This window comes from Pseudomonas sp. NFIX10, from assembly GCF_900111955.1.
Lineage (GTDB): Bacteria > Pseudomonadota > Gammaproteobacteria > Pseudomonadales > Pseudomonadaceae > Aquipseudomonas > Aquipseudomonas fluorescens_AA.
On record NZ_FOKH01000007.1, the window covers coordinates 121564 to 139583 of the forward strand.

Annotated in this window: 17 protein-coding genes; 14 read left to right on the forward strand and 3 right to left on the reverse strand. The window is 62.8% G+C overall.

Annotated features, from left to right (window positions below; genetic code table 11):
• Positions 1-308: 308 nt before the first annotated feature.
• From BM321_RS08910 to BM321_RS08975, 14 genes are all read left to right on the forward strand, one after another.
• Positions 309-1931 carry a methyl-accepting chemotaxis protein gene (locus tag BM321_RS08910; RefSeq protein WP_092442245.1) on the forward strand — a complete coding sequence of 541 codons (1623 nt, stop codon included), beginning with the start codon at positions 309-311 and terminating at the stop codon, positions 1929-1931.
• Entirely contained in the window at positions 1931-2467 is a 537-nt protein-coding gene (locus BM321_RS08915) for a chemotaxis protein CheW (RefSeq protein ID WP_092442246.1), read from the forward strand. The genes BM321_RS08910 and BM321_RS08915 overlap by 1 nt, the downstream gene beginning before the upstream one ends.
• On the forward strand, positions 2464-3720 hold the full coding sequence (locus BM321_RS08920; protein WP_092442247.1) for a CheR family methyltransferase: 1257 nt from the start codon (positions 2464-2466) through the stop codon (positions 3718-3720). The genes BM321_RS08915 and BM321_RS08920 overlap by 4 nt, the downstream gene beginning before the upstream one ends.
• Entirely contained in the window at positions 3717-4385 is a 669-nt protein-coding gene (locus tag BM321_RS08925) for a chemotaxis protein CheW (RefSeq protein WP_092442248.1), read from the forward strand. Before BM321_RS08920 ends, BM321_RS08925 begins: the two co-directional genes overlap by 4 nt.
• The gene (locus BM321_RS08930; protein WP_092442249.1) at positions 4382-6646 is read left to right on the forward strand and encodes a hybrid sensor histidine kinase/response regulator; all 2265 of its coding nucleotides are present in this window, start codon (positions 4382-4384) and stop codon (positions 6644-6646) included. Before BM321_RS08925 ends, BM321_RS08930 begins: the two co-directional genes overlap by 4 nt.
• Positions 6643-7653, forward strand: a complete 1011-nt coding sequence (locus BM321_RS08935; protein ID WP_092330754.1) for a chemotaxis response regulator protein-glutamate methylesterase — start codon at positions 6643-6645, stop codon at positions 7651-7653. The genes BM321_RS08930 and BM321_RS08935 overlap by 4 nt, the downstream gene beginning before the upstream one ends.
• Positions 7654-7698: 45 nt before the next feature.
• Positions 7699-8700 carry a response regulator gene (locus BM321_RS08940; RefSeq protein ID WP_092442250.1) on the forward strand — a complete coding sequence of 334 codons (1002 nt, stop codon included), beginning with the start codon at positions 7699-7701 and terminating at the stop codon, positions 8698-8700.
• A 260-nt stretch (positions 8701-8960) separates the two neighbouring features.
• Positions 8961-10056 (forward strand): peptide chain release factor 2 gene (prfB, locus tag BM321_RS08945; RefSeq protein ID WP_106273574.1). Its coding sequence is split into 2 segments (ribosomal slippage): positions 8961-9032 and positions 9034-10056, totalling 1095 coding nucleotides; the frame shifts between segments, so codons are not numbered across the junction.
• A 108-nt stretch (positions 10057-10164) separates the two neighbouring features.
• Complete coding sequence (gene lysS, locus BM321_RS08950) at positions 10165-11667, forward strand: lysine--tRNA ligase (protein WP_092442251.1); 1503 nt, start codon at positions 10165-10167, stop codon at positions 11665-11667.
• Between the two features lie 101 nt (positions 11668-11768).
• Complete coding sequence (locus tag BM321_RS08955) at positions 11769-12485, forward strand: TetR/AcrR family transcriptional regulator (protein WP_053118752.1); 717 nt, start codon at positions 11769-11771, stop codon at positions 12483-12485.
• A gap of 43 nt (positions 12486-12528) precedes the next feature.
• Complete coding sequence (locus tag BM321_RS08960; protein WP_092202259.1) at positions 12529-13083, forward strand: hypothetical protein; 555 nt, start codon at positions 12529-12531, stop codon at positions 13081-13083.
• A gap of 36 nt (positions 13084-13119) precedes the next feature.
• Entirely contained in the window at positions 13120-14397 is a 1278-nt protein-coding gene (locus BM321_RS08965) for a flavohemoglobin expression-modulating QEGLA motif protein (protein ID WP_092442252.1), read from the forward strand.
• A gap of 147 nt (positions 14398-14544) precedes the next feature.
• Positions 14545-15450 carry an alpha/beta hydrolase gene (locus tag BM321_RS08970; RefSeq protein WP_092442253.1) on the forward strand — a complete coding sequence of 302 codons (906 nt, stop codon included), beginning with the start codon at positions 14545-14547 and terminating at the stop codon, positions 15448-15450.
• The gene (locus BM321_RS08975; protein WP_092253816.1) at positions 15447-15776 is read left to right on the forward strand and encodes a PA3694 family proteiin; all 330 of its coding nucleotides are present in this window, start codon (positions 15447-15449) and stop codon (positions 15774-15776) included. Before BM321_RS08970 ends, BM321_RS08975 begins: the two co-directional genes overlap by 4 nt.
• A gap of 167 nt (positions 15777-15943) precedes the next feature.
• Here the strand turns inward: BM321_RS08975 and BM321_RS08980 are convergent, their stop codons facing one another.
• From BM321_RS08980 to BM321_RS08990, 3 genes are all read right to left on the reverse strand, one after another.
• Positions 15944-16732 (reverse strand): lipotoxin F family OmpA-related lipoprotein LptF, encoded by a 789-nt coding sequence (locus BM321_RS08980; RefSeq protein ID WP_092202370.1) that lies wholly within the window; start codon positions 16730-16732, stop codon positions 15944-15946.
• A gap of 51 nt (positions 16733-16783) precedes the next feature.
• Positions 16784-17197, reverse strand: coding sequence for a DUF4398 domain-containing protein (locus BM321_RS08985; protein ID WP_092202253.1), 414 nt, complete (start codon positions 17195-17197; stop codon positions 16784-16786).
• 385 nt (positions 17198-17582) lie between these two features.
• Complete coding sequence (locus tag BM321_RS08990; RefSeq protein ID WP_025212083.1) at positions 17583-17927, reverse strand: hypothetical protein; 345 nt, start codon at positions 17925-17927, stop codon at positions 17583-17585.
• Positions 17928-18020 lie beyond the last annotated feature (93 nt).

Genomic DNA, 18020 nt, shown 5'->3' on the forward strand with positions numbered 1-18020 from the left:
CCCGGTCAGTCACAGCGTTTTTGACTGATGCACCGCTATCGCGAGCAAGCTCGCTCCCACAGTGGTTTTGGGGTGTTTGGCAGCCCTGTGTCCCAACGCTATTCCCTGTGGGAGCGAGCTTGCTCGCGATGGCGCCCGGTCAGTCATAGCGTTTTTGACTGATGCACCGCTATCGCGAGCAAGCTCGCTCCACAGGGACGCACTCCATTGCGATCCTCGACCTGATCAAAATCCTCCCGCGCCGCCATACAGACGCCACGCCGCCCTCGGCTATACTCCCCAGCATTTCAAAGGCCCGAGGTTTTACTGTGAAGAATTGGACATTGCGCCAACGCATCCTGGCGAGTTTTGCGGTGATCATCGCCATTATGCTGCTGATGGTGGTTGTCTCTTATTCACGGTTGTTGAAGATCCAGGACAGTGAAGAAAGGGTCCGGGCCGATGCGGTGCCGGGGGTGTATTACAGCTCCATGATCCGCGGTGGCTGGGTCGACAGCTACGTCCTGACCCAACAGATCGTCGGCCTCTCGGGCAACCGGGAAATCACCGCCGAGGACAAGGCCCGCTACCAGGGTTTCGAGCAGCACCTGCGCGAAGAGATACAGAACTACCAGAAGTTGATCCAGAACCCGGCCGACCAAGCCTCGTTCGACGAGTTCGAGGCCTTCCACTTGGCGTTCAATCAGGCGGTGGCAAAGGTCCTGGACTTGTACCAGCGCAAGGACTACGAGGGGGCACGGCTGGCGCTGGAGAAAGACCTGACGCCCGCATGGATCGGTGGCCGTGGGCATTTGAATCAGATCATCGAGCGTAATCGCGAGCTGGCGGAGAGCGCCACCCAGACCATTGGCGATGCGGTGACGGCGGCCAAGGTCGCCATGGGCCTGTCGTTCCTGGTCGCACTGATCATCGCCTTGCTCTGCGGCCTATTGCTGATGCGGGCGATCATGGCGCCGATGAACCGTATCGTCGAGATCCTCGCGATCATGCGCAGCGGCGACCTGAGCGGGCGCCTGAACCTGGCGCGCAAAGACGAATTCGGCGCCGTGGAAACCGGCTTCAACGACATGATGGCTGAACTGACCTCGCTGGTGTCCCAGGCCCAGCGCTCTTCCGTGCAGGTCACCACCTCGGTCACCGAAATCGCCGCCACCTCCCGCCAGCAGCAGGCCACAGCCACCGAAACCGCCGCCACCACCACCGAGATCGGCGCGACGTCCCGGGAAATCGCCGCCACCTCCCGGGATCTGGTGCGCACCATGACCGAAGTCTCCACCGCCGCCGACCAGGCTTCGGTGGCCGCCGGCTCCGGCCAGCAAGGCCTGGCGCGCATGGAGGAAACCATGCATTCGGTGATGGGCGCCGCCGACCTGGTGAACGCCAAGCTGGCGATCCTCAACGAGAAGGCTGGCAACATCAACCAGGTGGTGGTGACCATCGTCAAGGTGGCCGACCAGACCAACCTGCTATCCCTCAACGCGGCCATCGAGGCCGAGAAGGCCGGTGAGTACGGGCGCGGTTTCGCCGTGGTGGCCACGGAGGTGCGGCGCCTGGCCGACCAGACCGCCGTGGCGACCTATGACATCGAGCAGATGGTGCGCGAGATCCAGTCCGCGGTGTCGGCCGGTGTGATGGGCATGGACAAATTCTCCGAAGAAGTGCGCCGGGGCATGGCCGAAGTGCAGCAGATCGGCGAGCAACTGTCGCAGATCATCCATCAGGTCCAGGCCCTGGCCCCGCGGGTGTTGATGGTCAACGAAGGCATGCAGGCCCAGGCCACCGGCGCGGAGCAGATCAATCACGCCTTGGTGCAACTGGGCGATGCCAGCAGCCAGACTGTTGAGTCCCTGCGCCAGGCCAGTTCCGCCATCGACGAGCTGAGCCAGGTCGCCGTGGGGCTGCGCAGCGGCGTCTCGCGTTTCAAAGTCTGATGGGCGAGATCGATACCCGGCGTGGCGCCGCACCGACGGCCCGCCAAGCGTTGTTCCTGGTGTTCAGCATCGGCAACGAACGGTACGCCCTGCAGGCCATCGATGTGGTGGAGGTGCTGCCGCGCTTGCCCCTCAAGCCGATTGCCCGGGCGCCGTCCTGGGTGGCAGGGGTGTTTGCCTGGCGCGGCACGATGGTGCCGGTGATCGACCTGTGCGCCCTGACGTTCGGCCAGAATGCCGAGGCCCGGACCAGTACGCGGCTGGTGCTGGTGCGTTATCGAAGCGATGGGCAACAAGCCGGGCAAGTGCTGGGATTGATCTTGGAACAAGCGACCGACACTGTGCGTTGTGATCCGGCCGATTTCAAACCCTATGGCCTGGACAATCGGCAGGCGCCGTATCTCGGCCCCGTACGCGAGGATGCCCACGGGTTGCTGCAATGGGTGCGGGTCAACGACCTGCTCGACGAATCCGTTCGGGCGCTGCTGTTTCCTGCGCCGCCGCTGGACCTCGACGACCTCGGGGCAACGCCATGAACAACGATCAACGTTTTTTCGACTTTCTCAAGGAACGCATCGGCCTCGATGTGACCTCCGTCGGCACCGCGATCATCGAGCGGGCCGTGCGCCAACGGATCAGTGCCGTGCCCGGGCGAACCGCCGATGAGTATTGGCAGGCCCTGCAGCATTCGGCCCCGGAGCAGCAGGCGCTGATCGAAGCGGTGATCGTCCCGGAGACCTGGTTTTTCCGCTATCCCGTATCCTTCGCGACCCTCGCCAGATTGGCCGTCAAGCGCCTGGCCGAGATCAAGCACCTGCGTGCGCTGCGCATCCTCAGCTTGCCGTGTTCCACGGGCGAAGAGCCTTATTCCATCGCCATGGCCTTGCTCGACGCAGGCCTGGGGCCACATCAGTTCAAGGTCGACGGCCTGGACGTCAGCCCGCTGTCGGTGGCGCGGGCCAAGGACGCGCGCTACGGCAAAAACTCCTTCCGTGGCGCCGACCTGGTTTTTCGCGAACGGCATTTCGACGTCGCGGACGAGGGTTACCGCCTCAGCGAACGGGTGCGTGAACAGGTGCGCTTGCAGGTGGGCAACCTGCTGGATCCGGCGTTGCTGGTGAACGAGGCGCCTTATGATTTTGTGTTCTGTCGCAACTTGCTGATCTATTTCGACCAGCCGACCCAGCAGCAGGTGTTCGAGGTGCTCAAGCGCCTGACCCATCAGGACGGCGTGCTGTTTATCGGCCCCGCCGAGGGCAGCTTGCTGGGACGCCTGGGCATGCGCTCGATCGGGATAGCCCAATCGTTCGCCTTCAGTCGCCACGGGGCTGTGGAGCCTCAATCGGTGCCGCCGCCGCCGTTGCCGGTTCGTCAGCCGCCGCCCCGGGGCGTTGCGCCAGTGATTCGGCCGCGGCCGTTTGCCGCGAACGTCACGCCGATTGCCCCACCCAAGAGCAGCGACGCCGCGACCTTGCTGGCCAATATCGCCGCCCTGGCCAACGGTGGCAAAAGCGCCGAGGCCCGTGGGGCGTGCGAAGAGTATTTGCGCAGCCATGCGCCGAACGCCCAGGTGTTCTATTGGCTGGGTCTGCTTAGCGACATGGCCGGCAGTGCGCTTGAAGCCCAGGGTTTTTATCGCAAGGCGCTTTATCTTGAACCGCAACACGCCGAGGCCCTGGTGCATCTGGCGACGCTGCTGGCTTCCCAGGGAGACGCGGCCGGAGCCCGTCGATTGCAGGAACGCGCCGCCCGTAGCGGGCGCACGGTAGACAGCGAGCACAAACGATGAGCGGTTCGGCTTCTTACAACGTTACCCATGACGATGCCCAAGCGATCGATGATTGCTGGAACCGCATCGGGGTGCATGGCGATAAATCCTGTCCACTGTTGGTCGAGCATATCCACTGCCGCAATTGCTCGGTGTACTCGGCGGCCGCTACCCGGCTGCTCGACCGTTACACCTTGCCGCAGGATCAACGGGACTTGTCCCTGGCCCCGGTGGACAACGAGGTGGTCACACGCTCGCTGCTGATGTTCCGCCTCGGCGAGGAATGGCTGGGCCTGACAACGCGCAGCCTGGTGGAAGTGGCACCGTTGCAGCCGATCCACTCGTTGCCCCACCAACGCTCACGGGCCTTGCTGGGCGTGGTGAATGTACGCGGGGCACTGGTGGCCTGCCTGTCGCTGGTGGAGCTGCTGGACCTGGAGCCCGGCGCGGCGGTGGCCGGTACACGGGTCATGCCGCGCATGTTGATTGTCGCGGCCAAGGGCGGGCCGGTGGTGGTGCCGGTGGATGAGGTGGACGGCATTCACGCCATCGATGAGCGCATCCTGGCGAACGCTTCGCCATCGGCGGGCAAGTACACCCGTGGCGTGTTGCCCTACAAAGGCCGCAGCCTGCGCTGGCTGGATGAAGAACAACTGTTGTCCGCCGTGGCCCGGAGTCTGTCATGACCCCTGACCAGATGCGCGACGCTTCGTTGTTGGAACTGTTCAGCCTGGAGGCCGAAGCCCAGGTCCAGGTGCTGAGCACCGGTTTGCTGGCCCTGGAGCGCGATCCGACCCAGGCCGATTACCTTGAGTCGTGCATGCGCGCGGCGCACTCCCTCAAGGGCGCGGCACGTATCGTCGGGGTGGACGCCGGCGTCAGCGTGGCCCACGTCATGGAGGATTGCCTGGTCGGTGCCCAGGAACGGCGCCTTATGCTGGGGGCCGAGCACATCGATGCCTTGCTGCAAGGCACCGACCTGCTGACGCGCATCGCCACGCCGGGCAACAACGTCGGCGCCCCGGACATCGACGCCTATGTGGCGTTGATGGGGCGTTTGCTCGACCCTAGCGCCGCACCAATGCCAGCGCCGGTGCCGACAAGCATCGAGGTGCCCGTCGACCCCGTCAGTGTCGAGCTGCCCGTTCCGGAACCGTTCGCGGCACCGGAGCCGGCTCCGAAGAATAAACGGGTCACCGAAGGCGGCGAGCGGGTCTTGCGGGTCACGGCCGAACGCCTCAACAGCTTGCTCGACCTGTCGAGCAAGTCCTTGGTCGAGACCCACCGCCTCAAGCCCTGGCTGGCGACGATGCAACGGCTCAAGCGCCAACAAGGCACTGGCTTGCGCGCCCTTGAAGAGCTGAACATGCACCTCAAGGATCACGCCCTGAGCCTGCAGGCCCAGGAAGCCCTTGGCGATGCCCGCCGCTTGCTCGCCGAGACCCAGCAGTTGCTGGCGCAGAAAACCGCCGAGCTGGATGAGTTCGCCTGGCAGGCCAGCCAACGGGCGCAGGTGCTCTACGATACGGCGCTGGCCTGTCGCATGCGGCCGTTCGCCGATGTGCTTTCGGGCCAGGTGCGTATGGTCCGTGACCTGGGCCGCAGCCTGGGCAAACAGGTGCGCCTGGAAATCGAAGGCGAGAAAACCCAGGTCGACCGCGATGTCCTGGAAAAGCTCGAAGCGCCACTGACCCACTTGCTGCGCAACGCCGTGGACCACGGCATCGAAGCCCCGGAGCAACGAATACTGGCCGGCAAGCCCGCCGAAGGCCTGATCCGCCTGCGCGCCTCTCATCAGGCGGGTCTGCTGGTCTTGGAGTTGGTGGATGACGGCGCCGGGGTGGACCTGGAGCGGGTGCGCCGCAGCATCGTCGAGCGCGGTCTTTCCCCTGAGCAAACCGCCGCCAGCCTGAGCGAAGAGGAACTGCTGACCTTCCTGTTCCTGCCCGGTTTCAGCCTGCGCGACAAAGTCACCGAAGTGTCCGGGCGCGGCGTCGGCCTGGACGCGGTCCAGCACATGGTCCGGCAGTTGCGCGGGGCGGTGGTGCTGGAGCAGACGGCGGGCGAGGGCAGTCGTTTCCATCTGGAGGTGCCACTGACGCTGTCGGTGGTGCGCAGCCTGGTTGTGGAAGTCGGCAATGAGGCGTACGCCTTTCCCCTGGCCCACATCGAACGCATGTGCGACCTGGCGCCGGAAGACATCGTCCAGGTCGAAGGGCGTCAGCATTTCTGGCACGAAGGCCGGCATATCGGCTTGGTCGCCGCCAGCCAGTTGCTCGATCGCCCGTCGACGCAGAACGGCGGCCAGACCCTCAAGGTCGTGGTGATCCGCGAGCGCGAGACGATCTACGGGGTGGCGGTGGAGCGGTTCATCGGCGAGCGAACCCTGGTCGTCCTGCCCCTGGACGAACGCCTGGGCAAGGTCCAGGACATTTCCGCCGGGGCCCTGCTCGACGACGGCTCGGTGGTGTTGATTATCGATGTCGAAGACCTGTTGCGCTCGGTGGAAAAATTGCTCGATACCGGGCGCCTGGAGCGCATCGCCCGGCAGAACCAGGCCCTGGCCCCGCGCAAGCGGATCCTGGTGGTGGACGATTCCCTGACCGTGCGCGAGCTGCAACGCAAGTTGCTGCTCAATCGCGGCTATGACGTGGCAGTGGCGGTGGATGGCATGGATGGCTGGAATGCATTGCGTTCAGAGGATTTCGACTTGTTGATCACCGATATCGACATGCCGCGCATGGACGGTATCGAGCTGGTGTCGCTGTTGCGGCGCGACAACCGCTTGCAGTCGCTGCCGGTGATGGTGGTGTCCTACAAGGATCGCGAAGAAGATCGTCGCCGTGGCCTCGACGCCGGCGCCGACTATTATTTGGCCAAGGCGAGTTTCCACGACGACGCCTTGCTCGACGCCGTGGTTGAACTGATCGGAGGGGCGCGCGCTTGAAGATCGCCATCGTCAATGACATGCCCCTGGCGGTCGAGGCCCTGCGCCGGGCCCTGGCGTTCGAGCCGGCGCACCAACTGGTCTGGGTGGCCGCCAACGGGGCCGAGGCGGTGCAGCGCTGCGCCGAGTACACCCCGGACCTGATCCTGATGGACTTGCTCATGCCGATCATGGACGGGGTGGAGGCCACTCGGCGGATCATGGCCGACAGCCCCTGCGCTATCGTGATTGTCACCGGGGACAGCCAGCAGAATGTCCACCGGGTGTTCGAGGCCATGGGCCATGGCGCACTGGATGTGGTCGACACCCCGGCCCTGGGGGTCGGTAATCCGGCGGACGCTGCTGCACCGCTGCTGCGCAAGATCGCCAACATCGGCTGGCTGATCGGCGAGCGCAACAAGCATGAGCGCCCCGCGCCAGCGGCGCAGCGTACGGCGGTGTCGCGCAAGAGCCTGGTGGCCATCGGGTCATCGGCGGGCGGGCCGGCGGCGCTGGAAGTGCTGCTCAAGGCGTTGCCACGGGACTTTGCCCCAGCGATCGTGCTGGTCCAGCATGTCGACGAGGTGTTCGCCGCGGGCATGGCTGAGTGGCTGGGCAGCGTGTCGGGCCACACGGTGCGCCTGGCCCGGCACGGCGAAACGCCGCAAAGTGGCACGGTGTTGCTGGCCGGGACCAACCATCATCTGCGTTTGTTGAAGAACGGCACCCTGGCCTATACCGCCGAGCCGGTGAACGAGATCTACCGGCCCTCCATCGACGTGTTTTTTGAAAGTGTCGCCCAGTACTGGAGCGGTGACGCAGTGGGCGTATTGCTCACCGGCATGGGCCGCGACGGTGCGCAAGGGCTTAAACTCATGCGCCAGCAGGGCTATGTGACCATCGCTCAGGACCAGCGCAGCAGCGCGGTGTACGGCATGCCCAAAGCAGCGGCCGCTATCGATGCCGCCGTCCATATTCTTGCCCTGGACGCCATCGCGCCACGGCTGTTGGAGATTGTGACCCCATGAAGAACCCCGCGAGCCTTGCCCCGGGCCGTACCCAGGTAAGCCATCATGAATGATCTGCAGCTCGACGATTTCAAGCGCGATGAGAACGCCGCCATGGTCTTGCTCGTCGACGATCAGGCGATGATCGGCGAAGCGGTGCGGCGCGGGCTGTCGAATGAAGAAAACATCGACTTCCATTTCTGCTCCGACCCCCATCAGGCCATCGCCCACGCGATTCGCATCAAGCCGACGGTGATTCTCCAGGACCTGGTGATGCCCGGCCTGGATGGCCTGAGCCTGGTGCGCGAGTACCGTAACCATCCCTCCACCCGCGATATCCCGATCATTGTCCTGTCCACCAAGGAGGACCCGCTGGTCAAGAGCGCGGCGTTCGCGGCCGGGGCCAACGACTACCTGGTCAAGTTGCCGGACAACATCGAACTGGTGGCGCGCATCCGCTATCACTCGCGTTCCTACATGATGCTGTTGCAGCGCGACGCGGCCTATCGCGCACTGCGGGTCAGCCAGCAGCAACTGCTCGACACCAACCTGGTGCTGCAACGGTTGATGAACTCCGATGGCCTGACCGGGTTGTCCAATCGCCGGCATTTCGATGAGTACCTGGAACTGGAATGGCGCCGGGCGCTGCGCGACCAGAGCCAACTGTCGCTGCTGATGATCGACGTGGACTACTTCAAGGCCTACAACGACAATTTCGGTCACCTGGAGGGCGACGAAGCCCTGCGCAAGGTCGCCACGGCGATCCGCGAGGCGTGCAGCCGTCCGTCCGACTTGCCGGCCCGCTACGGCGGCGAGGAGTTCGCCCTGGTGCTGCCGGGCACCTCGCCGGGCGGCGCCCGGTTGATGGCCGAAAAACTGCGCCAGAGCGTCGTCGCCCTGAAAATCCCCCACACCACGCCCGACGGCGGCGAGAACCTGACCGTCAGCATTGGCGTCTCGACCGTCACCCCGCAGCAAGGTGGCGATTGGCGGCAACTTATCTCGGCGGCGGACAAGGGGCTGTACCTGGCCAAGCACAATGGGCGTAATCGGGTGGGCTTCGAGTAGCTAGCGGTTGCTGAAGAGGTGTTATGTGGCGAGGCATAAGCTTGTGGGAGCAAGGCTTGCCCGCGATGAAGGCACCTTGGTTCCACTTGAAACCGCACCGACTTCATCGCGGGCAAGCCTTGCTCCCACAGCTCACTTGCCACGAGCGATCTGCGCTGAGCAAACCTCAATCCCCTAAAGCCGCCAGGCGGGCTGCCGCTGGCGCTTGATTACGTTATACTCGCCGGCTTTCAAAAGTTCGCCAACGAGTGCTGCCCGCCATGGAAATCAACCCGATCCTGAACACCATCAAGGACCTGTCCGAGCGCTCCGAAACTATTCGGGGGTATCTTTGACTACGATCAAAAGCATGAGCGCCTGACCGAGGTCAATCGCGAGCTTGAAGATCCGAGTGTCTGGAACAACCCTTCGTACGCCCAGGAACTGGGCCGCGAGCGTTCTGCGCTGGCGCAGATCGTCGAGACCCTGGACGAGTTGTCCAGCGGCCTGGCCGATTGCCGCGACCTGCTGGACATGGCTGTCGAAGAGAACGATGAAGGCGCGGTCGGCGATGTCGTCGCCGAGCTGACACGCCTCGACGAGAACCTCGCCAAGCTGGAATTCCGTCGCATGTTCAGCGGCGAGATGGACATGAACAACGCCTACCTGGACATCCAGGCCGGTTCCGGCGGCACCGAGGCCCAGGACTGGGCCAACATCCTGTTGCGCATGTACCTGCGCTGGGCAGACAAGCGCGGTTTCGACGCCACCATCATGGAACTGTCGGCCGGTGAAGTCGCCGGGATCAAGGGCGCCACCGTGCACATCAAGGGCGAATACGCCTTTGGCTGGCTGCGGACCGAGATCGGCGTGCACCGCCTGGTGCGCAAGAGCCCGTTCGACTCCGGCAACCGTCGCCACACCTCGTTCTCGGCCGTGTTCGTTTCGCCGGAAATCGACGACAACATCGAGATCGAGATCAACCCGGCGGACCTGCGCATCGACACCTACCGTTCCTCCGGGGCCGGTGGCCAGCACGTCAACACCACCGACTCGGCGGTACGGATTACCCACGTACCGACCAACACCGTGGTCAGCTGCCAGAACGAGCGCTCCCAGCACGCCAACAAAGACACCGCGATGAAGATGCTGCGGGCCCGCCTGTACGAGCAGGAAGTGCAGAAACGCAACGCGGCGTCCCAGGCGCTGGAAGACACCAAGTCGGACATCGGCTGGGGTCACCAGATCCGTTCGTACGTGCTCGACGCCTCGCGGATCAAGGACCTGCGTACCAGCATCGAACGCAGCGATTGCGACAAGGTACTCGACGGCGATATCGATGAATACCTGATCGCCAGCCTCAAACAAGGGCTGTAACGCGACACCCATGCGGCGGTCGGGCACGCTTCCATCAGGACGCGCGGCTCGCCCGCAAACTCCGGCCCGGGCCGGGGGCAACGAACCTGTGATGGAAACCTTAAAGACATGAGCGACCTAGAACTCGACCCGCAAGCCCTGCAACAGGAAGAAAACTCCCTGATCGCCCTGCGCAAGGAAAAGCTTGCTGCCGAGCGCGCCAAGGGCCAGGCCTTCCCCAACGACTTCCGCCGCGACGCCTACTGCGACGTCTTGCAGAAGCAGTATGCGGACAAGACCAAGGAAGAGCTGGCCGAGGCGGCGATTCCAGTCAAGGTGGCCGGTCGTATCATGCTCAATCGTGGTTCGTTCATGGTGATCCAGGACATGACCGGGCGTATCCAGGTCTACGTCAACCGCAAGACCCTGCCGGAAGAAACCCTGGCGGCCGTCAAGACCTGGGACCTGGGCGACATCATTGCCGCCGAAGGCACCCTGGCCCGTTCCGGCAAGGGTGACCTGTACGTCGAGATGACCAGCGTGCGCCTGCTGACCAAGTCCCTGCGCCCGCTCCCGGACAAGCACCACGGCCTGACCGACACCGAGCAGCGCTATCGCCAGCGCTACGTCGACCTGATCGTCAATGAAGACGTGCGCCAGACGTTCCGCGTGCGTTCGCAAGTCATCGCTCACATCCGCAGCTTCCTGATGAAGCGCGACTTCCTGGAAGTCGAGACGCCGATGCTGCAGACCATCCCTGGCGGCGCCGCGGCCAAGCCGTTCGAAACCCACCACAATGCCCTGGACATGGAAATGTTCCTGCGCATCGCGCCGGAGCTGTACCTCAAGCGGCTGGTGGTCGGTGGCTTCGAGAAAGTCTTCGAGATCAACCGCAACTTCCGTAACGAAGGCGTTTCGACCCGGCACAACCCCGAGTTCACCATGCTCGAGTTCTACCAGGCCTACGCCGACTACGAAGACAACATGGACCTGACCGAGGAGCTGTTCCGCGAGCTGGCGCAGCTTGTTCTCGGGACTACCGATGTGCCGTACGGCGACAAGGTGTTCCACTTCGGCGAGCCGTTCGTGCGCCTGTCGGTGTTCGACTCGATCCTCAAGTACAACCCTGAGATCACCGCCGCCGACCTGCAGGACATCGACAAGGCCCGCGCCATCGCCAAGAAGGCCGGCGCCAAGGTGCTCGGCTTCGAAGGCCTGGGCAAGCTGCAAGTGATGATTTTCGAAGAACTGGTCGAGCACAAGCTGGAACAGCCGCATTTCATCACCCAGTACCCGTTCGAAGTGTCGCCGCTGGCCCGTCGCAACGACGAGAACCCAAGCGTGACCGACCGTTTCGAGCTGTTCATCGGTGGTCGTGAAATCGCCAACGCCTATTCCGAGCTCAACGATGCCGAAGACCAGGCCGAGCGTTTCATGGCCCAGGTGGCCGACAAGGACGCTGGCGACGACGAAGCCATGCACTACGATGCTGACTTCGTGCGCGCCCTGGAGTACGGCATGCCGCCGACCGCCGGCGAAGGCATCGGCATCGATCGCCTGGTGATGCTGCTGACCAACTCACCGTCGATCCGGGATGTCATTCTCTTCCCGCACATGCGGCCTCAAGCGTAAGTGCTTCAATTAAAAAGCCGCCTCGATGGGCGGCTTTTTATTGCCTGTCTGGTACAAACGTATCAATTGGTTAGTTTTTCAAAGAGCGAGGAAGACCTGTCGTGAATCGTGCAATGGCTTCAGAAGGTGCAGCGGGCGTCGCCACGGCTGTCGCTGAAAGTGTTCAGTACCAGGGCCGCAAGGCCAGCCGACAGGGCAGTGAGCAGCGTCGCCAGGAGATTCTCGATGCGGCCATGCGCATTGTCGTGCGCGATGGCGTGCGTGCGGTGCGTCACCGCGCGGTGGCCGCCGAAGCGGGCGTGCCGCTGTCGGCCACCACCTATTATTTCAAGGACATCGACGACCTGCTCACCGACACCTTCGCCCAGTACGTGGAGCGTAGCGCGGCGTTCATGGGCAAGCTGTGGGCCAACAACGAAGGCCTGCTGCGGGAAATGGTCGCCTATGGTGACGGCAGCGCCCAATCGCGCTCGCAGCTGGCTGACGACATTGCCCGGATGACCGCCGACTACGTGCGGCATCAGCTGGACAGTCGTCGTGAATACCTGATGGCCGAGCAGGCCTTTCGCCAGGAAGCCCTGCTCAACCCGCGCCTGGCGGAGTTGGTGCGTTCCCACCAGCAGATTTTGCTGCACGGCACGTGTCAGTTTTTCCAGGTATTAGGCTCCCGCGAGCCGCAACAGGATGCCAAAGTGTTGACGGCGATTATCGGACGGATGGAATATCAGGGCTTGCTCAATGGTGCCGAGCCGGTCGCCGATGAAGATATGCTCGGCATCCTGACCCGCTACATGCATCTGGTACTGGCGTCGGTGTGACCCATTTGTGGGCCACCACAGCCTTTGTGGCGAGGGAGTTCAAATGAAAGCCTGGCGTGCCGTTGTACTGGCCGTGTCGTTGCTGCTGCTCAGTGGCTGCCTGGTGTCGTTCAAGGCGCCGTTGCCTGACAGCGAAGCCGCGCCCGCGGGCCTGCTCGGCCACTGGACCAGCACCAATGCCTGGGGTGAACCGTTGAACCTGGAACTGACGCAGGTCGGCAAGCACCGCTACCAGGCCATCAGCTACTTCAGGGCCAGGCCCCATGAACGCGAAGCCATTCCCCTGACGGTGTCCCGGCACGGCAGCCGCTGGTACCTGTCGGCCAAGGTGCCGGCCCGCTATGGCGGACATTTCCTGATCGCCGGTTTCGAATTGACCGATAAACAGGAACTGGTGGTCTACAACCTGGATCTGGAACAGATCAACCAGGCGATCGACCAGAAGCTCCTCAGCGGCCAGCCGAACCAGAGCGAGGAGGGCGAAGGCGTGTTGGTGGACAGCGACATGAACAAGGTTTTCAGCTACCTCGACGACCCGGCCAATTCCGATGTGTTCTCGGAAGCCGTGCGTTACCAAAGACCGGCCAAATCCCAATAATTGCTACAAGCGGACGTTTTTTCACAGGAGTTCCGGGTGGACGATTACCAGCAGACGATACGCAACTTGTCCGATCGCATTGTGCTGGCGCAAACGCCGATTCGCATCCTCGATGCGGTGAAGTGGGACGAGAACATCCGCAAAGGGTTTCTCAAGGCCAAGGGCAAGGAAATGCCTGCGGTGGATCGCGACTATTACCTCAACCGGCCACTGTCCTTCGATTCCAGCAAAGTGAAGCTGGAGTTCCAGAACATCGAGCGTGACATCACCCGTCAACTGGGGCAGTTCAACCCGGTTGGCCAGATCATGCGCCGCATGTGCAAGGAATACCGCATGGTGGTGCGCATGCTCGAAGCGCGTGGCACCGAGGATTTCGGGCTGATCTCCCAGGAACTCTATGGCGCCGCCTCCGATGCCTTCCACGCCGGCGACCCGACCCTGGCCGACCTGGGCCTGATGCTTTCCGATTACCTGAATAACATCGATGGCCGTGGCGACCTCAAGGACGAGCCGAAACTCCTCAGCGCCAAGGAAGCCGTCAACCTGTTGCAACACCGTCTCAACCGGGTGTTCGGCGAAGCCGAGGAAACCATCCGGGTGTTCGAGTCCGACGGCATCGTGGCCGACGCGGCGGCGGGCGCGGACTACATCAAGATCCGCACCGATGCGATGTTCAACGAACGCGATGTGCGGGCGCTGGAGGTCCATGAAGGGCTGGTGCACGTCGGCACCACCCTCAACGGCCTGAACCAGCCGATCTGCACCTTCCTGTCCAAGGGCCCGCCCTCGTCAACGGTGACCCAGGAAGGCCTGGCGATCCTGATGGAAATCATCACCTTCGCCTCTTACCCGAGTCGCCTGCGCAAACTGACCAACCGCACCCGGGCCATTCATATGGTGGAGGAGGGCGCCGATTTCCTGCAGATCTTCGAATTCTTCCGCGAGCAGGGTTTTGAAATGGCCGAAAGCTACGGCAACGCCAGCCGGGTGTTCCGTGGCTCGGTGCCGACCGGGCTGCCATTCACCAAAGACTTGTCCTACCTCAAGGGCTTCATCATGGTTTACAACTACATTCAGCTGGCCGTGCGCAAAGGCAAGCTGGAGCAGGTGCCGCTGCTGTTCTGCGGCAAGACCACCCTGGAGGACATGCGCACGTTGCGCCAGTTGGTGGACGAAGGCCTGGTGGTGCCGCCCAAATACCTGCCCGAGCAGTTCCGCGACATGAACGCCCTGTCGGCCTGGATGTGTTTCTCCAACTTCCTGAACCACCTGAGCCTGGACCGGATCGAGGCGGATTATTCCAATATCCTTTGAACACAACACCCACCCCCTGTGGGAGCGAGCTTGCTCGCGATAGCAGCAGGACAGTCAACACAGCCGTGACTGAACCGCCGCTATCGCGAGCAAGCTCGCTCCCACAAGGGGGTTATGTTTCAACCTGATCTTGCGAGGTTTCACCGGATGCGAATCCTCGGCATCTTTTGCCTGCTGCTGGCCCTGAGCGGCTGCAGCTCACTGCTGTTCTACCCCGAGCGCGGTCTGCCGTTTACCCCCGAGCGGGCCAAGCTCGAGTACCGCGACGTCACCCTGACCACCGCTGACGGCCTCAAGCTCCGAGGCTGGTGGCTGCCCGTCAAGCCAGGCGTGGAGGTCAAGGGCACGGTGCTGCATTTGCACGGCAACGGCGGCAACCTGGCCTGGCACCTGGGCGGGAGCTGGTGGTTGCCGGAGCAGGGTTACCAGGTGTTGATGGTCGATTACCGGGGTTACGGCGTGTCCGAAGGCGAGCCGAGCCTGCCGGCGATTTACCAGGACATCGACGCCGCGTTCCAATGGCTCGACCAGTCGCCCGAGGTCCAGGGCAAGCCGCTGGTGCTGCTCGGCCAGAGCCTGGGCGGCGCGCTGGCGGTGCATTACTTGGTGGAACATCCCCAGCGGCAACGGCAGCTCAAGGCCTTGGTGCTCGATGGCGTGCCCGCCAGTTACCGCGACGTCGGACGTTTTGCCCTGAGCACATCGTGGCTGACCTGGCCGTTCCAGGTGCCGTTGTCCTGGCTGGTGCCGGACGGTGACAGCGCGATCAGTTCCGTGGCGCAATTGAATGGCGTACCGAAATTGATCTACCACAGCCTGGATGACCCTATCGTGCCTCTTTCCAACGGCATCCGCCTGTATCAAGCTGCGCCGCCACCGCGGGTCCTGCAATTGACCCGCGGCGGCCATGTACAGACATTCGCCGACCCGACCTGGCGCACCGTGATGCTGCGCTACCTCGACGACCCCCAGCACTTTGACGGCCTGCGCCGCCTGGGCGAAGTCCCGAACTACCCGAAATCACCCGTTGAATCACCAGAGAATCCGCAATGAGCGAAGAACGTAACGCCATCCCCCTGATCATCACCGGTATCTGCAGCATCCTCGGCACCGTTGCGGTGCTGTGGTACTACGGCTACCTGCACTTCGCCAAGCCCGAGGACGCGTTGCTGCTCAACCAATTCACCATGCTCAAGACCGTGCCGGGGGAGGACTACAAGGTCTCCCTGGAGCCGGCCCCCGAGGTCGCCCAGTGCATCGATGGTGTGCTGGTGTTGTTCGACACCGAGCAGAAAGGCCTGACCGGTGTGCTGATCAACGAGAAGAAACGCGCGGTGCGCTGCATGGGCCAGGAGACGCCGCAGAAGCTTCAGCCGTAACAATTCCCTGTGGGAGCGAGCTTGCTCGCGATAGCGGTGGATCAGTCGACACCTATGTCGACTGACCTGCCGCCATCGCGAGCAAGCTCGCTCCCACAGGGGAATAAGCCATTAAAAAGCCCCGCCTGATTGAAGTCAGGCGGGGCTTTTTTGTTGCTCTCAGCCGATCAGTTGGCGCTCATGGTCGAACGCGGAGCCACTGGCTGGTTGTCGTTGGAGATGGTCACTTCCACGCGACGGTTCATGGCGCGGCCCGAGACGCTGGTGTTGTCAGCCACCGGGAATTCCTTGCCGTAGCCCTGAGTTACGATACGGGCTGGGTCGACGCCCATCTTCACCAGCTCGGTGCGCACGGAGCTCGCGCGGCGTTCCGACAGCGACTGGTTGTAGGAATCCGAACCGGTGCTGTCGGTGTAGCCTTCGATGATCACCTTGCGGTCCGGGTTTTCCTGGAGGAACTGCGCCAGTTTGTTCACGTTCGTTATGCCGCTGGCGCGCAGGTCGGACTTGTTGGTGGCGAACAGCACGTCGCCGAAGGTCACCAGGGTGCCGCGTTCGGTCTGCTTGGCGTTCAGGCTGTCCTGCAGTTGCTTGATCTGCGCGTTGCGAGCGTCGAGCAGCGCACGGGCGCGTTCGTCGCCGGCGTTTTTCAGCTCGGCTTCGGCGTTGCGCAGGGCGATGGTCTGCTTGGCCACTTCGACGCGCTGATTGGTCAGGTAGGCCAACTGGTCGACCTTGGCTTCGTCTTCCTTGTCCAGGTAGGCCTTGTCGGCCTTGGCCAGGAAGTCCGCCGCGTCTTTGGTTTCCAGGGCCGCCACTTTAGTCGCCGCCGGGTCGGCCTGCAGGCCGTTGAAGTTGGTCCGCGCCTGTTCCAGGTTCGCGTTCGGGTCATGGGAGCAAGCGGCCAGGGCTACGCAGGCTGCGAGCAGGGCGGGCATCATCAAGTGTTTGTGCATCATAGTCTGTCGTCCTTTTATCAATGAGAAGTACGTCGTGGCGTGAACGGATTACTGAAGCTTGTTCATGCCTTCCTGACGCAGTTCCTGAACCCCTTTCTGAGAATCCTTGAGTGCTTGTTCAGCCTTGGCGGCCTGGGCCTTGCGCTCGGCGACGCGGGCATCCCACTCGGCCTGTTCGGCCAGTCGCTTGGCTTCGTCGTACTTCTTGTCATGCATGGCGATTTCGGCTTGCTTCAGTTTGTCCTGGGCCGATTTCATTTCCACAGCGGCGAATTCGGTGCCGCCGGCGCTGACCGCGCTGTTGACCGCCGATTGGGTCACCGCGTACTGCTCAGACGGTGGATTACCGGCGCAACCGGCGAGAATGAAGCTGCTACCGATCGCCAGGGCAGCCAGCTTCAAGCCGCGCAGGCCAGTGGATGAGGGTTTGGCAGTGCAGGTATTCATAGGCTTCAACTCCATTGGAAAACTCCTGAAAAAACGACAAATCCATGCTGGGACCGAAACCGTGACGTCTGGTTAGGCGCTGGCGCCAAGGCGCGTTTATTTAAACAACCGTTCCAGTATGGTTACTCGGTGTGACCCGAGGCGTTTTTCAAAAGTTCAGCGAGGATGGCCATTCGCCAAAAGGAATGACTGACTGATCGGTCAGCGACAGAAAAGCTGAACTTTCAGGGCGCGCAGCGGTATTCCCGGCGTAGGGAGACGTGTGTTTTTTGGAGGGCGTGTGTAGGCACTGCCGAGCGAAGCGAGGCTGCGATCTTTCCCTTGCCGCTTGAGTCTCAAGCGAAAGATCAAAAGATCGCAGCCTTCGGTAGCGCCTACAACGCTTTGCGCCGTTGGGAAATCAGTGTTTGGATTTGTCGTTCTGCGAGGAAAGTTCGTGCAGATGCCGACGGGACAACGCGAGGAATCGCGGGGTCGGGCCCACATCTTCGTACAGCGGGTCACCTTCTTCATCGGTGGCCACCACCTGCGAACCCTTGATGTAGGGGAAGCTCGCTTCCAGCTCTTCCAGCGCCGCCCCGATCAGTTCGCCCAGTAGCTCCTCGGGGTGGCGCTTGGGGTACATGTCGCAAATCGCCGCCAGGCGCGCGGCGGCTTCCACGTCCAGATGGATCGTGTAGCCAGTCTGGGTCAGGCGACCCTTGGCGTTCTCTTCCCAATGCTGGGCAAGCTCACGAATTTTCATGATGACCTCAATCAGTCTGCTCGTGGCAGGCGCGGTGAGTGACAAGCCGTTGTGTGGCTTACTCATGAGACTAGCTTTGTTGGACAAGGTTTA

Bases quoted from the DNA above. Each gene is read 5' to 3' on its own strand.
- BM321_RS08925 (WP_092442248.1), top strand. From the start codon at position 3,717: ATGAGCGGTTCGGCTTCTTACAACGTTACCCATGACGATGCCCAAGCG.
- BM321_RS08970 (WP_092442253.1), top strand. From the start codon at position 14,545: ATGCGAATCCTCGGCATCTTTTGCCTGCTGCTGGCCCTGAGCGGCTGC.
- BM321_RS08915 (WP_092442246.1), top strand. From the start codon at position 1,931: ATGGGCGAGATCGATACCCGGCGTGGCGCCGCACCGACGGCCCGCCAA.
- BM321_RS08990 (WP_025212083.1), bottom strand. From the start codon at position 17,927: ATGAAAATTCGTGAGCTTGCCCAGCATTGGGAAGAGAACGCCAAGGGT.
- BM321_RS08980 (WP_092202370.1), bottom strand. From the start codon at position 16,732: ATGCACAAACACTTGATGATGCCCGCCCTGCTCGCAGCCTGCGTAGCC.
- BM321_RS08920 (WP_092442247.1), top strand. From the start codon at position 2,464: ATGAACAACGATCAACGTTTTTTCGACTTTCTCAAGGAACGCATCGGC.
- lysS (WP_092442251.1), top strand. From the start codon at position 10,165: ATGAGCGACCTAGAACTCGACCCGCAAGCCCTGCAACAGGAAGAAAAC.
- BM321_RS08985 (WP_092202253.1), bottom strand. From the start codon at position 17,197: ATGGAGTTGAAGCCTATGAATACCTGCACTGCCAAACCCTCATCCACT.
- BM321_RS08940 (WP_092442250.1), top strand. From the start codon at position 7,699: ATGAATGATCTGCAGCTCGACGATTTCAAGCGCGATGAGAACGCCGCC.
- BM321_RS08960 (WP_092202259.1), top strand. From the start codon at position 12,529: ATGAAAGCCTGGCGTGCCGTTGTACTGGCCGTGTCGTTGCTGCTGCTC.
- BM321_RS08975 (WP_092253816.1), top strand. From the start codon at position 15,447: ATGAGCGAAGAACGTAACGCCATCCCCCTGATCATCACCGGTATCTGC.
- BM321_RS08930 (WP_092442249.1), top strand. From the start codon at position 4,382: ATGACCCCTGACCAGATGCGCGACGCTTCGTTGTTGGAACTGTTCAGC.